We start from the raw sequence: 17,514 nt of genomic DNA, 5'->3' as shown, positions 1-17,514 counted from the left end.
GCCTGCATCACAGGCCGGATATAAGACTGCTGCTCGCTGGCTTCCATCTCATCCAAGCGGCTCTTGCCAGGCCGGGAGGCGTCCATATAAGGCTCTCAGGCCGCGCGCACGTCGCGCAGCTGCCAATGCGTGCCGATCAGCCAGTTCAGGCGCTGCCGCAGCAGGTTCATCGGCAGGCTGGTGAGCACATCCACGTCGATGCGCAGGTCGGCCACGCGCGCGTTCGCCTGCGCCTGCGCGTCGGTGGCGCCCAGCGCGGGATCGACCTCGTCCGGTTCGGGCTGCAGCGCGCGCCAGCGTTCGAACAGCGCCGGGCTGCGCAGCGCTTCCTGCAGGGCCGCCGCGAAGTCGCCGGGGCCGGCGCCATCCCAGCTCAGCGCGGGCTCGCGGCCGCGCGCCTGTGCCAGGTCGTCGATGGAAAGGTAGTAATGGTTGCGGCTGGCCATGGCGTCTCCTTGCAGGTCGTCGCCAGCATGCGCACGCGGCGGCATGCCGGGCGTGAATGCGTTCAACCGGCCAGCGCGGCCAGGTCCAGCCCGGCGGCCGCCTGCGCCGGCGCCGTGCCGTGCGGCAGGATGCCGAGGCATGGCGCAGGCAGCAGTTCGCGCAGGGTGGCGATGTTCTCCTCCGCCGCGTCCATCGCCGGATCAATGCGGTTGCCGATCCAGCCGGCCAGCCGGCAACCGTCGGCGACGATCGCCTCGGCGGTGAGCAGCGCATGGCTGAGGCAGCCCAGCCGCAATCCCACCACCAGGATCACCGGCAGTTGCCACGCCCGGGGGATCTCCGACGCGAACAGTCCCGGCGCCAGCGGCACGCGCCAGCCGCCCACGCCTTCCACCACCACCGCGTCGTGGTCCACGCACAGCGCATCGAACGCGGCGCGCAGCGGCGGCAGCGCGATGGTCACGCCCTCGTGCGCCGCCGCCAGGTGCGGCGACAGCGGCTCGGCCAGCGCCACCGGGTTGATCCGCACGTAGGGCGGCACCGGCTCGCCGCCGGCGGCGAGCAGGGCCAGCGCGTCCTCGTTGCGGCGGCCGAGCGGGGTTTCCATGCAGCCGCTGGCCACCGGCTTCATGCCGCAGGCGGCGTGGCCGGCCGCGCGCAGCGCGTGCAGCAGGGTGCAGGAGGCGTGGGTCTTGCCGATGCCGGTGTCGGTGCCGGCGACGAAATACGTGCGCTTCATCCGTTCAGGATAGCGCGTCCATGCCATGCCGCCGCCGGAAGCGCGTGGTCAGCGGGCCGATCAGGAACATCAGCATGTACAGCCAGCCGGGCAGCGACCACAGCAGCGGCGGCGCGGATGCCGGCAAGGCCAGCGCCAGCAGCGCCGACAGCAGGCCGAGCACGGTCGGCACCAGCCAGGATTGCTGTTCCAGCCGCGCGTGCAGCGGCGAGCGCGCCTCGCGCTGCGCCACCCGCGCCGCATGCCGGAACAGCAACGCCAGCGTGCCCGCCATGCAGGTGAACGCCACGCCGTAGCAGACGTACAGCGCGCGCAGGTTGCCCATCTCGCTCAGCGCGAACCCGTCGGGCCGGCCGCCCAGGTCGATCGCGCCGAACAGGCTGGCGAACATCATGTGCAGCGGGTAGACGAAGATCAGCGCGAAGAACACCAGCAGCAGCGACAGGAACAGCCCGCCGCCGTCGGCGCGCAGGTTGTGCCTGCGCCAGCGCACGTGGCCGTGCCAGAACAACGCCATGATCGAGAAGCTGGCGGCGAAGGCGGGAATGCCGCCGAGCATGCGCAGCAGTTCCTGCGCGCTGGCCGGCACCGCGTCGCGACCGATCACCAGCAGGGTCAGCGTGAACGCGAAGGCGCCGTCCACGAACATGTCCAGCCGTCCCGCCTCGATGCCTTCGCGGTGTTCCACCAGGCTCATGCGCGTCCCTCCCTTCCCCGTGCGCGCATAATACGCAGCTTCGCCGCCGCGGGTACCGCCATGTTCGAACTGAAGTCCGCCACCTACGCCAGCAAGCGCGAGCACTACGAAGACCTGGCGCGCCAGGCGCGCGGCCTGCTCGCCGGCGAGCGCGACCTGGTCGCCAATGCGGCGAACTTCTCGGCGCTGGTGTTCCACAGCCTGCCCGAACTGAACTGGGCCGGCTTCTACCTGTACGACGGCAACGAGCTGGTGGTCGGCCCGTTCCAGGGCAAGCCGGCCTGCATCCGCATCGCGCTGGGCCGGGGCGTGTGTGGCACCGCGGCGCAGACGCGGCAGACCCAGCTGGTGCGCGACGTCAACGCCTTCGACGGCCACATCGCCTGCGACGCCGCCTCGCAGTCGGAGATCGTGGTGCCGCTGGTGAAGGCCGACGGCGGCCTGCTCGGCGTGTGGGACGTGGACAGCCCGGTAACCGCGCGCTTCGACGAGGACGACCGCGCCGGCATGGAGGCGCTGTGCGCGGTGTTCATGGCCGCGCTCGCCAGCTGAGCCCCGGAGCCGTCAGGCCCTTTACCCGCGCGGCGTGCGCAGCAACTCCGCCACGCGCGCGCGCGCCTCGTCCACGCCCGTGGCCGCCTGCGAGGAAAACACCTGCACGGTGGCGTGCAGGCCGTCGGCGAAGCTCTTGCGCACCGCCGCCAGCGCCTGCGCGGCCTGGTTGCGCGACAGCTTGTCGGCCTTGGTCAGCAGCAGGTGGCAGGGCAGCTGCGTGGCGAAGCAGAAGTCCAGCATCATCCGGTCGAACTCCTTCAGCGGATGGCGGATGTCGGCGATCAGCACCACGCCGCGCAGGCTCTGCCGGTGGTGCAGGTAGGCGTCGATCTCGCGCTTCCAGTGCTCGCGCAATTCCTCCGGCACCTTGGCGTAGCCGTAGCCGGGCAGGTCGATCAGCCGCACCGGTTCGCCGCCCTGCGGCGACGGCAGCGCGAACGCCACCATCTGCTGGGTGCGCCCGGGCGTCTTCGAGGTGCGCGCCAGGCCGCGCTGGCCGGTCAGCGCGTTCAGCGCACTGGACTTGCCCGCGTTGGAGCGCCCGGCGAACGCCACCTCGGCGCCTTGGTCGGCCGGAAGCTGGCTGATGCGGTGTGCGGCGAGCACGAATTGCGCGCCCTGGAGCGGGTTGGACATGGTTTGACCGGTTGCGGTGGCGTGGGGATAATCCGGGGATTCTGCCAGCCATGGGCGCGTACGCGCGCCACGCAGCCACAAGCAGTACTCCTGGAGACAAGTGTATGAGTTTTCGGCCTGCCGGTTCTCGACCTGTTGCAGTCAGTGCAGTCGCTTTCGTCCTTGCGCTGGCTGCCGGCGGGGTCCTGGCGCACGGCGCCACCGGCCAGGCCAAGGCTCCCGCCCCCGCCAGTTCCACCCCGCCGGCCGCGGCGGCCAGCGCCGCTCCCGCTGCAGCGGCGGCCAGCGCGATGCCGGTGGCGGACGCCCATGCCGAGGCCAAGCCGGGCGACGCCAAGGCCGGCCAGGGCAAGGCCGCCGCCTGCGGCGCCTGCCACGGCATGGACGGCAACTCCGCCGATCCGCAATACCCCAAGCTGGCCGGCCAGAGCGAGCAGTACATCGTGCGCCAGCTGGAAAGCTTCAAGAGCGGCCAGCGCCAGAACCCGATCATGCTCGGCATGGCCTCGCCGCTGTCGGTGCAGGACATGCACGACATCGGCGCCTACTTCGCCAGCCAGAAGCCGCTGCCCGGCGTGGCCGACCAGGCGCTGGTCGCCGAGGGCGAGAAGCTGTACCGCGAAGGCGACACCAAGCGCGGCATCCCCGCCTGCATGGCCTGCCACAGCATCGACGGCAGCGGCAACCCGGGCGCGATGTACCCGCACCTCGGCGGCCAGCACGCGCAGTACGTCGAGGCCCAGCTGAAGGCCTGGCACGACGGCGCCAGCTGGGGTACCGACGCACATGCGCAGATCATGCCCGCGATCGCGCAGAAGCTCGACGCCCACGACATCGCCGCGGTGGCCAGCTACATCGAAGGCCTGCACGCGGCCACGCCGGACGCCGCCTCCGCGGCCGCGCCGAAGTAAGCATCATCCCGCGCCGCGGGCCGACCGCGGCGGCATCGATCCCGAGGTCATCCATGTCCAAGCGTTTGCCGTTCCTGTGTGCCGCGCTGCTCGCGCTGGCCGCCTGCAGCAGCCACTCCGGCGACCAGGCCGCCGCCCCGGCGTCGCCCGCGCCGGCCGCCACCGCGCCCGCCATGGCGCCCGCCGCCAGCACCGCGCCGGCCCCGGCCGCCAGCACCGGCAACGCCACTCCCGCCGCCAGCGGCAGCACGGCCGCCGCCGCACCGACGCCCCCGCCCGCGCCCGCCGAGCCGTTCGTGGACGACGGCAAGTGGGTCGAGGGCAAGAACTACTTCCTGATCCAGCCCGCGCAGCCCACCGACCAGCCCGGCAAGATCGTGGTCACCGAGGTGTTCTCCTACGGCTGCCCGGCCTGCAACCACTTCCATCCGATCATGGACAAGCTGGTCGCCAGCATGCCCGCCAACGTGGTGGTGGAATACCTGCCCGCCTCGTGGCATCCGGAAGAGAACTGGCCGCTGTACCAGCGCGCCTACTACGCCGCCAAGGCGCTGGGCGTGGCCGACAAGACCTACGACGCGATGTTCGACGCGGTGTGGAAGACCGGCGAGCTGGCCACCTACGACCTCACCCTGGGCCAGCCCAAGCCGAAGTCGGCCTGGCCCACGCTGGACGACGTGGCCAAGTTCTATGCCAAGTACGGCGTCGACCCGAAGCAGTTCGTCGGCGTGGCCAACTCCTTTACCGTGAACACGCAGATGAAGCGCGCCGATGACCTGATCAAGGCGTTGGGCGCGGACTCGACGCCCACCATCGTGGTCGACGGCAAGTACCGCCTTTCCCCGATCAGCGCCGGCAAGAACTACGACGACACCATCGCCCTGACCAAGTGGCTGGTGGCGAAGGAAACGGCCGGCAAGTAAGCCTGCGGCGCGGCACCCCGCCGCCGCCATTCCGATGCACGCCGGCGGCACGCCGCCGGCCGTGGAGAACCCCCGATGTCGAAGCGATTCGCCTCCCTGCGCACGCTGGCCCTGCTCGGCGGCCTGCTGCTGACCGGCGCCTGCGGCGCCTCCAACTCCGGCAACGCGCCGGCGCCGTACACCGACGGCAAGGAGTACGTCACCCTGCCCGCCGCGCAACAGCAGCGGCTGGGCAAGGAAGGCAAGGTCGAGGTGGTGGAGGTGTTCTCCTACGGCTGCATCCACTGCGCGCAGTTCGCCCCCGACGCCGAGAAGCTGCGCAAGTCGCTGCCGGCCGGCGTGGCGTTCAAGCTGCTGCCGGCGCCGTTCAGCGACGAGTGGCTGCCCTACGCCCGCGCCTACTATGCGGCCGACAAGCTCGGCGTGGTGCCGCGCACCCACCTGAAGCTGTTCGTGGAGAAGTTCGCCCAGCACTACCCGCTGAACTCGCTGGACGACCTGGCCGATTTCTACGCGCGCGAAGGCGTCGACCGCGCCGAGTTCCTGCGCATCGCCAACTCGCCGCAGGCCACCGCCGCGCTGAAGGCCGATCTGGCGCTGATCCAGAAATGGGGCGTGGACGGCACCCCCACCATCGTGGTGAACGGCAAGTACCGCAGCAACCACATCGCCAGCTACGACCAGCTGGTGGCGATGACGCAGTGGCTGGTGCAGCGCGAACTGGCCGCGAAGGGCGGCAGGTAGTCCCGCCGCCGCGCGCGCGTTCACGCCGGGCACGACCGGCGCGAGGTACCGTGAGCCGATGAACCCGCCCGACCCCGCCCCTGCAGCCGCCGCCGGGCCGCGGCTGCGCCTGCTGAGCTGCAACATTCTCGCCGGCGCCAGCGTGCAGCGCTACAGCGAGTACGTCACGCGCAGCCTCAGCGCGGTGCTGCCCGGCCGCAGCAAGCTGGACAACCTCGACCGGCTGGCCGCGCTGCTGCAGCAGTTCGACGTGATCGGCCTGCAGGAAGCCGACGCCGGCAGCCTGCGCTCGGGCTTCCTCAACCAGACCCGCTACCTGGCCGAAGCCGCCGGCATGCCGTACTGGAGCCACCAGCCGAACCGGCCGATGGCGCGGCTGGCGCACTCCGCCAACGGCCTGATCAGCCGGCTGGAGCCGCGCGCGGTGATCGACTACCCGCTGCCCAGCCGCATCCCCGGCCGCGGCGCGCTGCTGGCGCGCTTCGGCGAGGGCGACGACGCGCTGGCGGTGATGATCGCCCACCTCTCGCTGAGCGCGCCGGCGCGCGCGCGCCAGCTCGCCTTCATCGCCGAGGTGCTGCAGGACCATCCGCGCGCCGTGCTGATGGGCGACCTCAACACCGACGCGCACAGCGCCGAGATGAACCACCTGTTCGCCCGCAGCAACCTGCGGCCGCCGGCGCAACCCACGCCCACCTTCCCCAGCTGGAAGCCACGCAAGGCGCTGGACCACATCCTGACCTCGCCCACCATCACGCTGGAAAAGGTATGGACCCTGCCGCAGGCTTTCTCCGACCACCTGCCGCTGGCCGCCGAGGTGAGCCTGGCCATGCCGGCGCAGGGGCGACGCGCATGAGCGCGCGCATGCTGGCGCGGCGCGCGCTGCCGTGGCTGCTGGTCGTCGTCGCGGGCCTGCTCGCGGCCTGGCTGCGCTATGGCCTGGTGCAGCCGCCCGCGCTGGCGCACCGCTGCGCCGCCGGCGGCCCGGCCTGGTGCCCGCTGCGCGAGCTGGCGGTACGCGGCTTCCTCAGTTACGCCTACGGCTGGGCCGCGCTGGCCGCGGCCGCGCTGGCGCTGCTGTGGCGGCGCGCCGCCGTGGCCTGGCTGGCCGCGGCGCTGGGCGCGTTCGCGCTGGTGATGTATTGCGCGGACGGCGGTGCGCCGGCGCTACTGGTCGGTTGCCTGGTGCTGCTGCGCTGCCAGTCGGCGGGCGCGACGCCCGTCGATCCAGACCGGCGCGGCGGCGCCCAGGCACAGCGCCAGCCATAGCCACGCCACCACGTTCTGGCAAAGTTCCTGCGCTACGATCACCGCGCCCAGCAGCGGCGCGACGACGGCCAGGAAGCGTTGCTCCAGCGACGGTGCCGACGCCTCGCGCCGCAGCAGCGCCAGCAGCGCGTAGCCCACGCAAGGCAGCGCGAACAGGCCCAGCGGGAAATCGCGGTAGCGGCCATCGAACACCTCCAGCAGGCCGTACAGCGCCAGCGCGAACAGCGTCGCCAGGCGCCAGCCCAGCCACGGCGCCGGCGCCACGGCGCCGGCGAAGCGCGCGGCGGCCGCGCGCGCCAGCCGCAGCGCGACGAACAACGCCAGCACGCAGGCGGCGATCGCCACCAGCCACTCCCAGCCGTTCGCGCAGGCGTACAGCATCTGCCGCACCTGCCACGCCAGCGCGGCGCCTGCGGCCGATCCGGCCAGCGCGAGCGCCGCCCAGCCGCGCGCGCCGCGCCAGTTCCGCCGGACCGCGCCCACCACGAGGAACAGCAGCGCGCCCGCCGCCGACGCCAGCCAGCCCAGCCACCAGCGCGCCACCTCGACCACCGGGCCGCGCATCGGGAACTTGGGCCGCGCCTGCACGTCGAAGATGCCCCAGTAGCCGCCCACCGTGCCCTCCTGCACGCGCTTCCACGGCTGGTCGAAGGCCTCGATCACGTTGTATGGCATCTTCACCGTGGCGGCGTAGGCGAGGAATTCGCGCAGGTAGCGCGCCTCGTTCACCACGCTGGGCACCGCGGCGCGGCGCGGGCGGCCCTCGCTGGGCCAGCCGGTCTCGCCGATCATCACCCGCTTGCCGGGAAACGCGCGCTGCATGCTCGCGTACACCTCGGCCACGTGGCGCACCGCGTGTTCCGGCGCCACCGGGTCGTCCTCCCAGTACGGCAGGATGTGGATGGTGAGGTAGTCCACCACGCCGGCCATCCGCGGGTAGCGCAGCCAGTTCTCCCACACGTCGGCGTAGCTCACCGGCACCTGGGCGGGGACCGCCGCGCGCACCCGGCGGATGTCGTCCGCCAGTGCGGCGGGCGACAACTCGGCGCGCAGCAGCACCTCGTTGCCCACGATCACCCCGCGCAACGCCTGCGGATGCGCGCGGGCGTTGGCGATGCCCAGCGCCATCTCGTGCGCGTTCGCCACCGGGTCCCGGCCCAGCCAGATGCCCATCAGCACCTGCATGCCGTAGCGCTGCGCGATCGCCGGCACCGCCGACAGGCCCTGGCCCTGCGAATAGGTGCGCACGCAGTCGAAGCGCTGCGACAGCACGCGCAGGTCGGCTTCGATGCGCGCGGGCGGAATGAAGGCGCGCGGGTCGTACGGCGTCTCGCCCGGCAGGCGGTACGGCGCGTACGACACGCAAGCGATGCGCGCCGACGGCGCGTCCGGCAACGCCACCGGGCGCCCCGCGCACCACCACCACGCGAGGCCCGCGCCGGCGGCCAGCACCAGCAGCAGCCAGGCCGGCCAGGCGTCGCGAAGCGTGGTGCTGGACGTGGGCGACATGCCGCTCCCTTGGCTCGACGAATGGCGCGCCAGCTTAGCAGGCGCACCCGCGCCGGCCCGGTACGGCGCATGAATTACACTCGGGCGGGAACACCTGCAGGAGCTCCCATGTTCGCCCCCGTCCCCGCCCCGCGCCGCATCCCCCGCCTGCTCGCGCTGCTCGCCGGCGCGCTGCTCGCCGGCAGCGCCGGCGCCCAGTCGACGAACGCCACCGACACGCAGCTCGCGCAGCAGCGCGCCGCCTTCCGCCAGGCCTGGGCCGCCGCCAGCCAGCAGGGCGGCGACGGCTGGCGCGCGCTGGCCGCCGGCCTGCATGACTACCCGCTCTATCCCTACCTGCCCGCCGCCGCGCTGGAACACGACCTCCGCACCACGCAGCGGCCCGCCGTGCAGGCCTACCTGCAGCAATACCCCGACCTGGTCCCCGCGCAGGACCTGCGCCGCGCGTTCCTGGAGGAACTGGCGCGGCGCAAGGACTGGACCGGCTTCATGGCGCTGTACCGGCCCGGCATCAACACCTCGCTCGCCTGCGACGCGCTGCAGGCGAAGCTGGCCGGCGGCGCGGCGCTGGATTTCCAGCGCGACCTGGCCGAGCTGTGGCAGCGCCCCAGCCTGCCGAACGCCTGCGATCCCGTGCTGGCGGCGGCGCACGACCAGGGCCTGCTGAGGCCGGCCCGGCTGTGGGCACGCATCGATCGCGCCGCCGACGCCGGCCAAGGCGGCACGGTGGCCGCGCTCGCCACCTGGCTGCCTGAAGGCGAAAGCGCCGAGGCACAGCGGCTGGCGCAGGCGCTGCGCGATCCCGCGGCCGCGACGAAGGCCGCCACGCACTGGCCCGATACCCGCCGCAGCCGCCAGGCCGTCGCGCTCGCGCTGCGCCAGCTGGCGCGCCGCGATACCGATGCCGCCGACAGCGCCTGGCAGGCGCTGCGCACGCGCTTCCGCTTCGACGCCGCCCAGCGCGATGCCGTGCGCTACGCCTTGGCGCTGTACCACGCCACCGATTTCGATCCCGGCTCGCTGGCCCGGCTGGCCGCGCTGCCGCCCGCCGTGCAGGACGACTCCACCCGCGAATGGCGCGTGCGCGTGGCGCTGGCGAAGCAGGACTGGCGCGCCGTGCTGGCCGCCATCGAGGCGATGCCCGCCAGCCAGCAGGACGACGAGGAATGGCGCTACTTTCGCGCCCGCGCGCTGGGCGAACTGGGCCGCGCCGCGCAGGCCCAGCCGCTGTACGAGGCGCTGGCGCGGCAGCCCAGCTACTTCGGCTTCCTCGCCGCCGACCGCATCGGCGCACCCTACGCGATCTGCCCGCTGGAACCCGCTTCCGACCCGCAGCGCGAACAGGACCTGCTGGCGACGCCCGGCCTGCGCCGCGCGTTCGAGCTGTACGCGGTGGACCTGCCGCGCTACGCCCGCCGCGAATGGACGCTCGCCCTGGCCGGCGCCGACGCCACCACCCTGCAGCTGGCCGCCGACCTCGCCACCCGCCGGGGCTGGTACGACCGCGCGGTGTTCACCTTCAACCACGGCGACATGCTGCGCTACTACGCCTGGCGCTTCCCGCTGGCGCGCCAGGACGGCATGGGCGCGCAGGCCGGGCAGGCCGGCATCGACCCGGCCTGGGCCTACGGCATCCTGCGCGCGGAAAGCGCGTGGATGAGCGACGCGCGCTCCGGCGCCGACGCGCGCGGCCTGATGCAGCTGGTGCCCGCCACCGGGGCGCTGGTGGCGCGCCGCAACGGCCTGGCCTGGAACGGCGGCGACAGCCTGTACGACCCCGCCACCAACATCGCGCTGGGCACGCGCTACCTGGCCCAGCTGGCCGCGCGCTTCGGCGGCGCGCCGTGGCTGGCCACCGCCGCCTACAACGCCGGGCCCGGCCGGGTCGACCGCTGGCTGGACGCGCGCGGCAGCCTCAACCCCGACCTGTTCGTGGCCACCATCCCGTTCAAGGAGACCCGCGAATACGTGGCCCGGGTGATGGCCTTCAGCGTGATCTACGACTGGCGCCTGCACGGCGACGCGCTGCCGGTGAGCGCGCGCATGCCGGCCTACACCGGCGCGACCGATCCGCAGCCGTCCAGCCGTCCGGACGTCCAGGCCTCGCGCAAGACCGTGGCCTGTCCTGCCGACGAAACCCCGGCCGCCGCGCGCAGCACCGCCGCGCCGGCCCGCGCCGCCAGCGCGCCGCGGCCATGACGGCGCGGCGCCTGGTCGTGCTCGGCGGCACCGGCTTCGTCGGTCGCCACCTGCTGCCGCGCCTGTCCGCCGACGGCCACCGGGTGCTGGTGCTGTCGCGCAACCGCGAGCGCCACCGCGCGCTCGGCGTGCTGCCCGGCGTGCACGTGCGCAGCGCCGACGTCTACGATGACGCGGCATTGCGCACGGCGCTGGGCGGCGCCGACGCGGCGATCAACCTGGTCGGCATCCTCAACCCGTCCGGCCCGCACAGCTTCCGCCGGGCGCACGTGGACCTGGCCCGCCGGCTGATCGCCGCCTGCGTCGATACCGGCGTGCCGCGCCTGCACCAGATGAGCGCGCTGAAGGCCGGCCAGGGCCTGTCGAACTACCTCAAGACGCGCGGCGAGGCCGAGGCGCTGGTGAAAGGCTCGCGGCTGGCGTGGACGATCTACCAGCCCAGCGTGATCTTCGGCGAGGGCGACGGCCTGGTGAACCGCTTCGCCACCCTGCTGCGGCGCCTGCCGGTGCTGCCGCTGGCGCGCGCCCGCGCGCGGCTGGCGCCGACCTGGGCCGGCGACGTGGCCGCGGCGATCGCCCGCTGTGTGCGCGAGGAACACGCCACGCGCGGCCGCAGCTACGAACTCTACGGCCCGGAAGTGCTCGCCCTGGGCGACATCGTGAAGGCGATCCGCGACACCGCCGGCCTGCGCACGCCGATCCTGCCGCTGCCCGACGGCCTGGGCCGCCTGCAGGCGCAGCTCGCCGGCCTGCTGCCCGGCACCCCGTTCTCGCTCGACAACTTCCGCACCCTGCGCACCGATTCGGTGGGCAAGGTCGACGGCTACGCCGCGCTCGGCCTCCGCCCGCAGCCGTTCACGCCGTGGCTGCCGGTGCTGCTGCACGGCCCCGCACGTCAGCGCCGGCTGGACGCGACGCGACGCGCGGTGCGCTGAGCGCCCACCACGGCTTCCATCCCATCCTGAACCATGCCCGCCACGCCCAGCCCCACGACACGTACGCACGGCACGCTGACGGCATGGAACGACGAGCGCGGCTTCGGCTTCATCACGCCAGTGCAAGGCTTGGAGAAAGTCTTCGTCCACGTCAGCGCCTTTCCGCGCGACGGTCGGCGCCCGAGTGTCGGTGAACCGGTATCCTTCGAGATCGATACCGACGCACAAGGACGCAAGCGTGCGTTGAGCATCACACGCCCGGGCCGGCACCCGCCACCCCGGGGACGCCCACGCACCCGCGACCGCCAGCCTCGCCGCAAGCACGACACCGTTTCGCTCACTGGCACTTTCGGCCTGCTCCTGGCTATCGCACTCGGAGGCTACGGCTACAACCGTTTCGGGCAGTACAAGCCTCCCGCCTCATCTCCTACCAACTCGACGCACGCGACGGCGTCGCTCCCGGACTTCAGTTGCGATGGCCGCACCCGTTGCTCGCAGATGCACTCCTGTGCCGAAGCCAAGTATTTCCTGAAATATTGCCCGGGCGCGCAAATGGATGGCGACGGTGACGGCGAGCCCTGCGAACAGCAGTGGTGCGGGGCGCCAGACGGCAATGATCCTTTCCACTGACGTCGTCCGGTCGGCGCGGCCGGCATGTCACAATCCGCGCATGCGCATCTATCTCGTCGGCGGCGCGGTCCGCGACAAGCTGCTGGGGCGGCCGGTGGTCGACCACGACCACGTGGTGACAGGCGCGCGTCCGGAGGATCTGCTGGCGCTGGGCTACCGGCCGGTGGGCAAGGACTTCCCGGTGTTCCTGCACCCCGACACCGGCGAGGAATACGCGCTGGCGCGCACCGAGCGCAAGAGCGGGCGCGGCTACCACGGCTTCGTGTTCCAGGCCGATCCCACGGTGACGCTGGAGCAGGACCTGGCGCGACGCGACCTCACCATCAACGCCATCGCCGAGGACGAGCACGGCGCGCTGGTCGATCCCCACGGCGGCGTGCGCGACCTCGAGGCGCGCGTGCTGCGCCACGTCTCGCCCGCCTTCGTGGAAGACCCGGTGCGGCTGCTGCGCGTGGCGCGCTTCGCCGCGCGCTTCGCGCCGCTGGGCTTCACCGTGGCGGACGAGACCATGGCGCTGCTGCGCCGGATGGTCGCCGACGGCGAGGTGGACCACCTGGTGCCGGAACGGGTGTGGGCGGAGACGCGCAAGGCGCTGGCCGAGCCGCGGCCATCCGCCTTCCTGCGCGTGCTGCGCGAGGCCGGCGCGCTGCGCGTGCTGTTCCCCGAGGTCGACGCGCTGTATGGCGTGCCGCAGCGCGCCGAATTCCACCCCGAGGTCGACACCGGTATCCACGTCGAGATGGTGCTGGACGCCGCCGCCGCGCTTGCGCCGGGCGACGACCTGGTGGGCTTCTGCGCGTTGGCGCACGACCTCGGCAAGGCGCTGACCCCGGTCGACGCATTGCCGCGCCACATCGGCCACGAGCAGCGCGGCGTGGCGCCGCTGCGTGCGCTGGCGGCGCGCCTGAAGGTGCCGACGGAACACGCGGCGCTGGCCGAGATCGTCTGTCGCGAGCATCTCAATGCACACCGTGCGCTGGAGCTGAAGCCGACCACCGTGCTGAAGCTGCTCGCCGCGCTGGACGCGCTGCGCCGCCCCGAGCGGCTGGAGGCCTTCCTCGCCGCCTGCCTGGCGGACAAGCGCGGCCGACTGGGCCACGCGCGCGACGACTACCCGCAGGCCGACCGGCTGCGCCGCGCACGCGACGCCGCCGCCGCGGTGACGGCCGCGCCGTTCGTGGCGAAGGGCCTGCAAGGGCCGGCCATCGGCGCGGCGATGGAACGTGCGCGCATCGCGGCCATCGCGGCGGCGTGACCGCGGCCGGTGCAGGCCGCCACGCAGGCTATCGCGCCAGCATGCGCTCCACGCCCGCCAGCACGTTGGCCAGCGGCGTCTTCAGCAGCAGCCATGCCAGCGCGATGCCGACCGCGTCGGCCAGCACGTCGAAGGCGTCGGCGTCACGCGGCGGGTCCAGCCATTGCGCGAACTCGATGAAGACGCCGAAGCCCAGGCACAGCAGGGCGCTGCCGATCCGGCCGCGGCGACCGTGGTGGACGTTGCCCCACCAGCCCATCAGGCAGGTGAAGGTGAAAGCGTGCAGCAGCTTGTCGCCCTGCGGGAAATCCAGCGCGATGCCGGGGTCGGGCGTCAGCGCCATCCACAGTGTCCACGCCATCAGCAGCACGCCCAGCACCGTCCATGCCACGTGCCAGCGCAGGCGCCGCGGCGCTTCGCTCACAGCCGCCCGCCCTGGTCGGCGGCGAGCAGTTCGGCGGGCAGCGGCAGCGCACCCAGGCCGCGCGCGAACAGCATCGCCTGGAAGCGCTCGCCCATCCGGTCCGGCAGGGTGAGCCGCTTCACTTCCTGCGCGAGGCGGTAGCGCGCGGTCTCGTCCGCGGCCTGCGCATGGGCGTCCTCGAAGGCCTGCTGCAGGCCGGCGCCGATCAGGAACTGCGCCTGCGGCAGGTAGGCGGCCACGCCGAAGCCCGCCTGGTTGCCGGCCTCGGCCAGTGCGGTGAAGTCCACCGAGGCGGTGAGGTCGTTGAGGCCCGGCAGCCACAGCGGGTCGCCATGGGCGTGGTGGCGGTAATGCGCCATCAGCGTGCCGTCGCGGCGCTCGGGCAGGTAGAACTCGCGGCGCACGTAGCCGTAGTCGACGAACAGCATCGCGCCCGCCTCCAGCGTGCCGGCGATCGCCTGCATCCAGTACGGCAGCTGCGGCAGGATCTCGGAGCGGTAGCCGTCGGGGAGGTCCGCGCCGAGGTCACGCTCGACGTGGCGCACCGCGCCGGCCACCAGCGCGTCGGCGGGGCGGTCGATGCGCGTGAGCGCGCCTTCGCCGTCCAGCACCACGTGCTCCTCGTACACCTCGCCGCCCTTCATCGCGAAACGCGTGGTGGGCAGCGCATCGATCACCTCGTTGGCGAACAGCACGCCGCGCCAGGGCTGTTCGGGCGGACGGTCCAGCCACTCGACGCGCGCCGCCAGTTCCGCCGGCAGTGCGGCGGCGAGGCGCTCGCGCTGGCGTTCGCGCAGGTCGGCGCTGGGCTCCAGGATCAGGTAGCGGCGCGGCAGCGGGCCCTCGGCGGCGAAGGCCTTCAGCGCCGCTTCCGCGAAGGCGCCGCTGCCGCCGCCCAGCTCCAGGAAATCCGCCCCGTCGCCCAGCATCGCCAGCACCGGCTGCAATGCGCTGGCCACGCAGCGCGCGAACAGCCCACCCAGCTCGGGCGCGGTGACGAAGTCGCCGGCTGCGCCGAACTTGGTGGTGCCGGCGCTGTAGTAGCCCAGCCCGGGCGCGTACAGGCAACGCTCCATGTACTGCGCGAACGACAGCGGGCCATGCGCGGCGATCAGCTCGCGCAGGTGCGCCAGCAGGCGGTCGGAGTGGGCGCGTTCGTCGGCGCCGGGTTCGGGGAGGCGGGAGGGCATGCGGGCGGCGGGTTCGGCAAAGGGGCAAGGATAGCCGATGCGCCGGGAGGGGCCGTCGTCTTCCCCTACGCCGTTCACCCTGAGCGTAGGCCCGCAAGGGCCGGAGTCGAAGGGCGTTTCGACTCCGCTCGCTGGCGCGAGCTACGTTCGACGCGAACGGTGAAACAGGTTTTCGCGAGGTTGGCCCCTCACCCCGGCCCTCTCCCCGGAGGGGAGAGGGAGCAAGGCAGGATCAGAAATCCTTCTGCAGGCTGAGGTACACGCCGCGGCGCGGGCCGAACTGCGGCGCGCCCACGCCGATGCCGCTGCCGTCGCGCAGCTCGTAGGTCCGGTCCAGCGCATTGATCAGCGCCAGCTGGGTATGCAGCTTGCCGGTGCCGGCGAAGCTGAAGTCGTGCGACAGGCTGAGGTTGAGCTGGAAGTAGGACGGCAGCGAGGCGCCGTTCGGCACGTCGCCGTCCTTGCGCAGGCCGCTGCCGAACAGGTAGTCCGCCCCGACGCGGGTGCCGTCGCCGAAGGCGTAGCTGACGCCGCCGGAGGAGGAGAACGCCTGGTCGTGGTCGAGGAAGATCCAGTGGTCGGCCACGTAGGCCAGGTCGTCGGGGTCGAAGTTGTACTGGCTGGTGATCACCCGCGTGCCCATCGCGCGGCTGGCGGCCAGGTTGAAGTAGGCGCTGAACGGGCCGTGGTCGTAGTTGACGGTGAATTCCGCGCCCTTGATGCGGCCCCTGGCGTAGTTGAAGGTGGAATACACCAGCGCGGCGCCGAACTGGCCCTCGTCCTGCAAGCGGCTCACCTTGCGGTAGTAGGTGTCCAGGCCGAGCGTGAGCGAGTCGCCGACGTGCTGCTGGATGCCGGCGTCGAAATAGTCGCTGCGCTCGGCCAGCGGCGTGTTGTTGCCGTTGTCGGGCAGCGCGTTGGTGGTGCCGTCGAACTTGGCGATGTTCGCCGTGGTGATCGCCTCGGTGGCCGGCGGCGTGAAGTAGCGCGCGTAGCCGGCGTGCAGCACGGTGCTGTCGCTGGCTTGGTAGACCAGCCCGAGGCGCGGGCTGAGCTGGCTTTCGGTGCGGAAGGCCTTGTACACGTCGCCGCGCAGGCCGTAGTTCACCGTCAGTTTGTCGCCGATGCTCCATTCGTCCTGCACGTAGGCCGACCAGGTCTTCGCGGTGATGCGGTTGCCGTCGAGGATGTTGACCGGCGTGGTGCTGGTCTGGCTGCCGTCGGCGTCGGCCGGGAACACCCAGGCGTCGTTGCGGCTGGGCGCGCTTTCGAAGCTGCCGTAGACGCCATAGCGCAGGGTGTGGCGGTCGCCCAGCGGGGTGGCGAAGTCGGCCTGCAGCGTGCTGGCGCGGTTGCTGCGCGCGATGGCGGAGGCCACGCCGTTGAACATCAGGTCGCCGACCAGGTCGGGCGTGAAGTCGAGGCTGGAATAGCGCTGGCCCAGCGAGACCTGGTAGTCGGTGGCGCCCAGCTTGCCCTGCAGCGAGAGCACGCCGAAGCGGGTCTGCTCGCGCTGGCGCTCGTCGAGGTCGGCCGAGTCGAAACCGGTCCGGTCGAGGTAGCCGAAGGCCGGCTCCTGGCCCGGGTTGTTCGGGATCTGGAAGCGGCTGTTGGCCATGCCGAACATGAAGCTGAGGCGGGTGTCGTCGTTGATCAGGTAGGAGAGGTCGCCGAACGCCTTCACCTGGTGGGTGTGGTCGTGGATCGGCTTGCGGCTGGACGTGGGATTCTCGACGCCCACGTCGCTCTCCAGGTAGTTCGCCGTGAGGAACCAGCTCCAGCGGTCGTCGCTGCCCCAGATCGAGGCGTTCGGGTTGAGCGTGCCGAACGAACCGCCGGTGACGCCCACGCTACCGCCGTTGCCGAGCTGGCGGCCGCCCTTGGTGGTGATGTCCACCACCGCGGCGGTGCGCAGGCCGTACTGCGCGGGCAGCGCGCCGTCGAGCAGCTTCACGCTCTGGATGGTGCGCGCGTCCAGGGTCTGGCCGAAGCCGGAGATCGACTCGGGCACGATCACGCCATCGATGCGGTACTGCAGGTTGGCGTGGTCCCCGCGCACGTGCAGGCCGCCGTAGGAATCCTGCACCACGCCCGGCGCCTGCAGGATCACCTGGTTGAGCGGCGTCGAGTCGCCCAGCGGCAGCTGCGCGATCGCCTTCTGGTCGATCACGTACTGGCTGGAGCCGGTGTCGGGCGACAGCGCGTTGCGCGCCTGGTCCAGCGCCGCAGAGACATCGACCGTGCCGAGCTGCTTCACCTGCGACGGCGGCATGGTGTCCGTGCCCGCGGCGGCGGTGGACGTGGCGTCGCCGGCCGCGGCAGGCGCGGTAGTGGCGGCCAGGACAAGGGCGAGGCTCAGGGCAAGCGGCTTGGGCTTCATGCGGGTTCCGGGAGACAGGGGACGAATGATGTAATGTTATAACGTTACCAACTTGCCGCCCACCCCTGCCT

General features: G+C 72.4%; 18 protein-coding genes. 10 read left to right on the top strand and 8 right to left on the bottom strand.

The features are described from left to right. Positions 1–95 precede the first annotated feature (95 nt). The 3 genes from QMK61_RS09255 to QMK61_RS09245 all read right to left on the bottom strand — a co-directional run bounded on the left by QMK61_RS09255 (position 96) and on the right by QMK61_RS09245 (position 1,883). Positions 96–446: a hypothetical protein gene (locus QMK61_RS09255; protein WP_302071907.1), complete on the bottom strand. Its 351-nt coding sequence runs from the start codon at positions 444–446 to the stop codon at positions 96–98. Positions 447–508: 62 nt separating this feature from the next. Beyond that, positions 509–1,186: a dethiobiotin synthase gene (gene bioD, locus QMK61_RS09250; protein ID WP_302071915.1), complete on the bottom strand. Its 678-nt coding sequence runs from the start codon at positions 1,184–1,186 to the stop codon at positions 509–511. A gap of 4 nt (positions 1,187–1,190) precedes the next feature. Further along, positions 1,191–1,883 (bottom strand): TMEM175 family protein, encoded by a 693-nt coding sequence (locus QMK61_RS09245; RefSeq protein WP_302071906.1) that lies wholly within the window; start codon positions 1,881–1,883, stop codon positions 1,191–1,193. Between the two features lie 60 nt (positions 1,884–1,943). On the opposite strand from QMK61_RS09245, the gene QMK61_RS09240 reads away from it, so the two are divergent. Continuing rightward, on the top strand, positions 1,944–2,435 hold the full coding sequence (locus QMK61_RS09240) for a GAF domain-containing protein (RefSeq protein ID WP_302071905.1): 492 nt from the start codon (positions 1,944–1,946) through the stop codon (positions 2,433–2,435). Between the two features lie 21 nt (positions 2,436–2,456). Here QMK61_RS09240 and yihA read toward each other — a convergent pair whose 3' ends face one another. Next, the gene (gene yihA, locus QMK61_RS09235) at positions 2,457–3,074 is read right to left on the bottom strand and encodes a ribosome biogenesis GTP-binding protein YihA/YsxC (RefSeq protein WP_302071904.1); all 618 of its coding nucleotides are present in this window, start codon (positions 3,072–3,074) and stop codon (positions 2,457–2,459) included. Positions 3,075–3,178: 104 nt separating this feature from the next. On the opposite strand from yihA, the gene QMK61_RS09230 reads away from it, so the two are divergent. The 5 genes from QMK61_RS09230 to QMK61_RS09210 all read left to right on the top strand — a co-directional run bounded on the left by QMK61_RS09230 (position 3,179) and on the right by QMK61_RS09210 (position 6,921). Beyond that, positions 3,179–3,985, top strand: coding sequence for a c-type cytochrome (locus QMK61_RS09230; protein ID WP_302071903.1), 807 nt, complete (start codon positions 3,179–3,181; stop codon positions 3,983–3,985). Positions 3,986–4,038: 53 nt separating this feature from the next. Beyond that, on the top strand, positions 4,039–4,908 hold the full coding sequence (locus tag QMK61_RS09225) for a thiol:disulfide interchange protein DsbA/DsbL (protein WP_302071902.1): 870 nt from the start codon (positions 4,039–4,041) through the stop codon (positions 4,906–4,908). Between the two features lie 75 nt (positions 4,909–4,983). Then, entirely contained in the window at positions 4,984–5,652 is a 669-nt protein-coding gene (locus tag QMK61_RS09220) for a thiol:disulfide interchange protein DsbA/DsbL (protein WP_302071901.1), read from the top strand. Positions 5,653–5,710: 58 nt separating this feature from the next. After that, the gene (locus tag QMK61_RS09215) at positions 5,711–6,508 is read left to right on the top strand and encodes an endonuclease/exonuclease/phosphatase family protein (RefSeq protein WP_302071900.1); all 798 of its coding nucleotides are present in this window, start codon (positions 5,711–5,713) and stop codon (positions 6,506–6,508) included. Beyond that, positions 6,505–6,921, top strand: coding sequence for a hypothetical protein (locus QMK61_RS09210; protein ID WP_302071899.1), 417 nt, complete (start codon positions 6,505–6,507; stop codon positions 6,919–6,921). The genes QMK61_RS09215 and QMK61_RS09210 overlap by 4 nt, the downstream gene beginning before the upstream one ends. Here the strand turns inward: QMK61_RS09210 and QMK61_RS09205 are convergent. Next, positions 6,820–8,430: a glycoside hydrolase family 17 gene (locus QMK61_RS09205; RefSeq protein WP_302071898.1), complete on the bottom strand. Its 1,611-nt coding sequence runs from the start codon at positions 8,428–8,430 to the stop codon at positions 6,820–6,822. The two genes, QMK61_RS09210 and QMK61_RS09205, sit on opposite strands and share 102 nt — an antisense overlap. 108 nt (positions 8,431–8,538) lie before the next feature. Between QMK61_RS09205 and QMK61_RS09200 the strand changes: the two genes are divergently transcribed. From QMK61_RS09200 to QMK61_RS09185, 4 genes are read left to right on the top strand one after another with little or no spacing between them, the layout of a single operon-like run. Beyond that, the gene (locus tag QMK61_RS09200) at positions 8,539–10,629 is read left to right on the top strand and encodes a transglycosylase SLT domain-containing protein (RefSeq protein ID WP_302071897.1); all 2,091 of its coding nucleotides are present in this window, start codon (positions 8,539–8,541) and stop codon (positions 10,627–10,629) included. After that, on the top strand, positions 10,626–11,564 hold the full coding sequence (locus QMK61_RS09195; protein WP_302071896.1) for a complex I NDUFA9 subunit family protein: 939 nt from the start codon (positions 10,626–10,628) through the stop codon (positions 11,562–11,564). The genes QMK61_RS09200 and QMK61_RS09195 overlap by 4 nt, the downstream gene beginning before the upstream one ends. Before the next feature lie 33 nt (positions 11,565–11,597). Then, positions 11,598–12,194, top strand: a complete 597-nt coding sequence (locus QMK61_RS09190) for a cold shock domain-containing protein (RefSeq protein ID WP_302071895.1) — start codon at positions 11,598–11,600, stop codon at positions 12,192–12,194. Positions 12,195–12,234: 40 nt separating this feature from the next. Further along, positions 12,235–13,449 carry a multifunctional CCA addition/repair protein gene (locus QMK61_RS09185; protein ID WP_302071894.1) on the top strand — a complete coding sequence of 405 codons (1,215 nt, stop codon included), beginning with the start codon at positions 12,235–12,237 and terminating at the stop codon, positions 13,447–13,449. Between the two features lie 28 nt (positions 13,450–13,477). On the opposite strand, the gene QMK61_RS09180 is transcribed toward QMK61_RS09185, so the two are convergent. From QMK61_RS09180 to QMK61_RS09170, 3 genes are all read right to left on the bottom strand, one after another. After that, positions 13,478–13,873 (bottom strand): VanZ family protein, encoded by a 396-nt coding sequence (locus QMK61_RS09180; RefSeq protein WP_302071893.1) that lies wholly within the window; start codon positions 13,871–13,873, stop codon positions 13,478–13,480. Continuing rightward, positions 13,870–15,063 (bottom strand): SAM-dependent methyltransferase, encoded by a 1,194-nt coding sequence (locus tag QMK61_RS09175; RefSeq protein WP_302071892.1) that lies wholly within the window; start codon positions 15,061–15,063, stop codon positions 13,870–13,872. The genes QMK61_RS09180 and QMK61_RS09175 overlap by 4 nt, the downstream gene beginning before the upstream one ends. A gap of 232 nt (positions 15,064–15,295) precedes the next feature. Beyond that, complete coding sequence (locus QMK61_RS09170) at positions 15,296–17,443, bottom strand: TonB-dependent receptor (RefSeq protein ID WP_302071891.1); 2,148 nt, start codon at positions 17,441–17,443, stop codon at positions 15,296–15,298. Positions 17,444–17,514: the final 71 nt, after the last annotated feature.

Source organism: Fulvimonas sp. R45 (assembly GCF_030504985.1).
GTDB lineage: Bacteria > Pseudomonadota > Gammaproteobacteria > Xanthomonadales > Rhodanobacteraceae > Rhodanobacter_A.
This window is presented reverse-complemented; position numbering and strand designations above follow the sequence as displayed.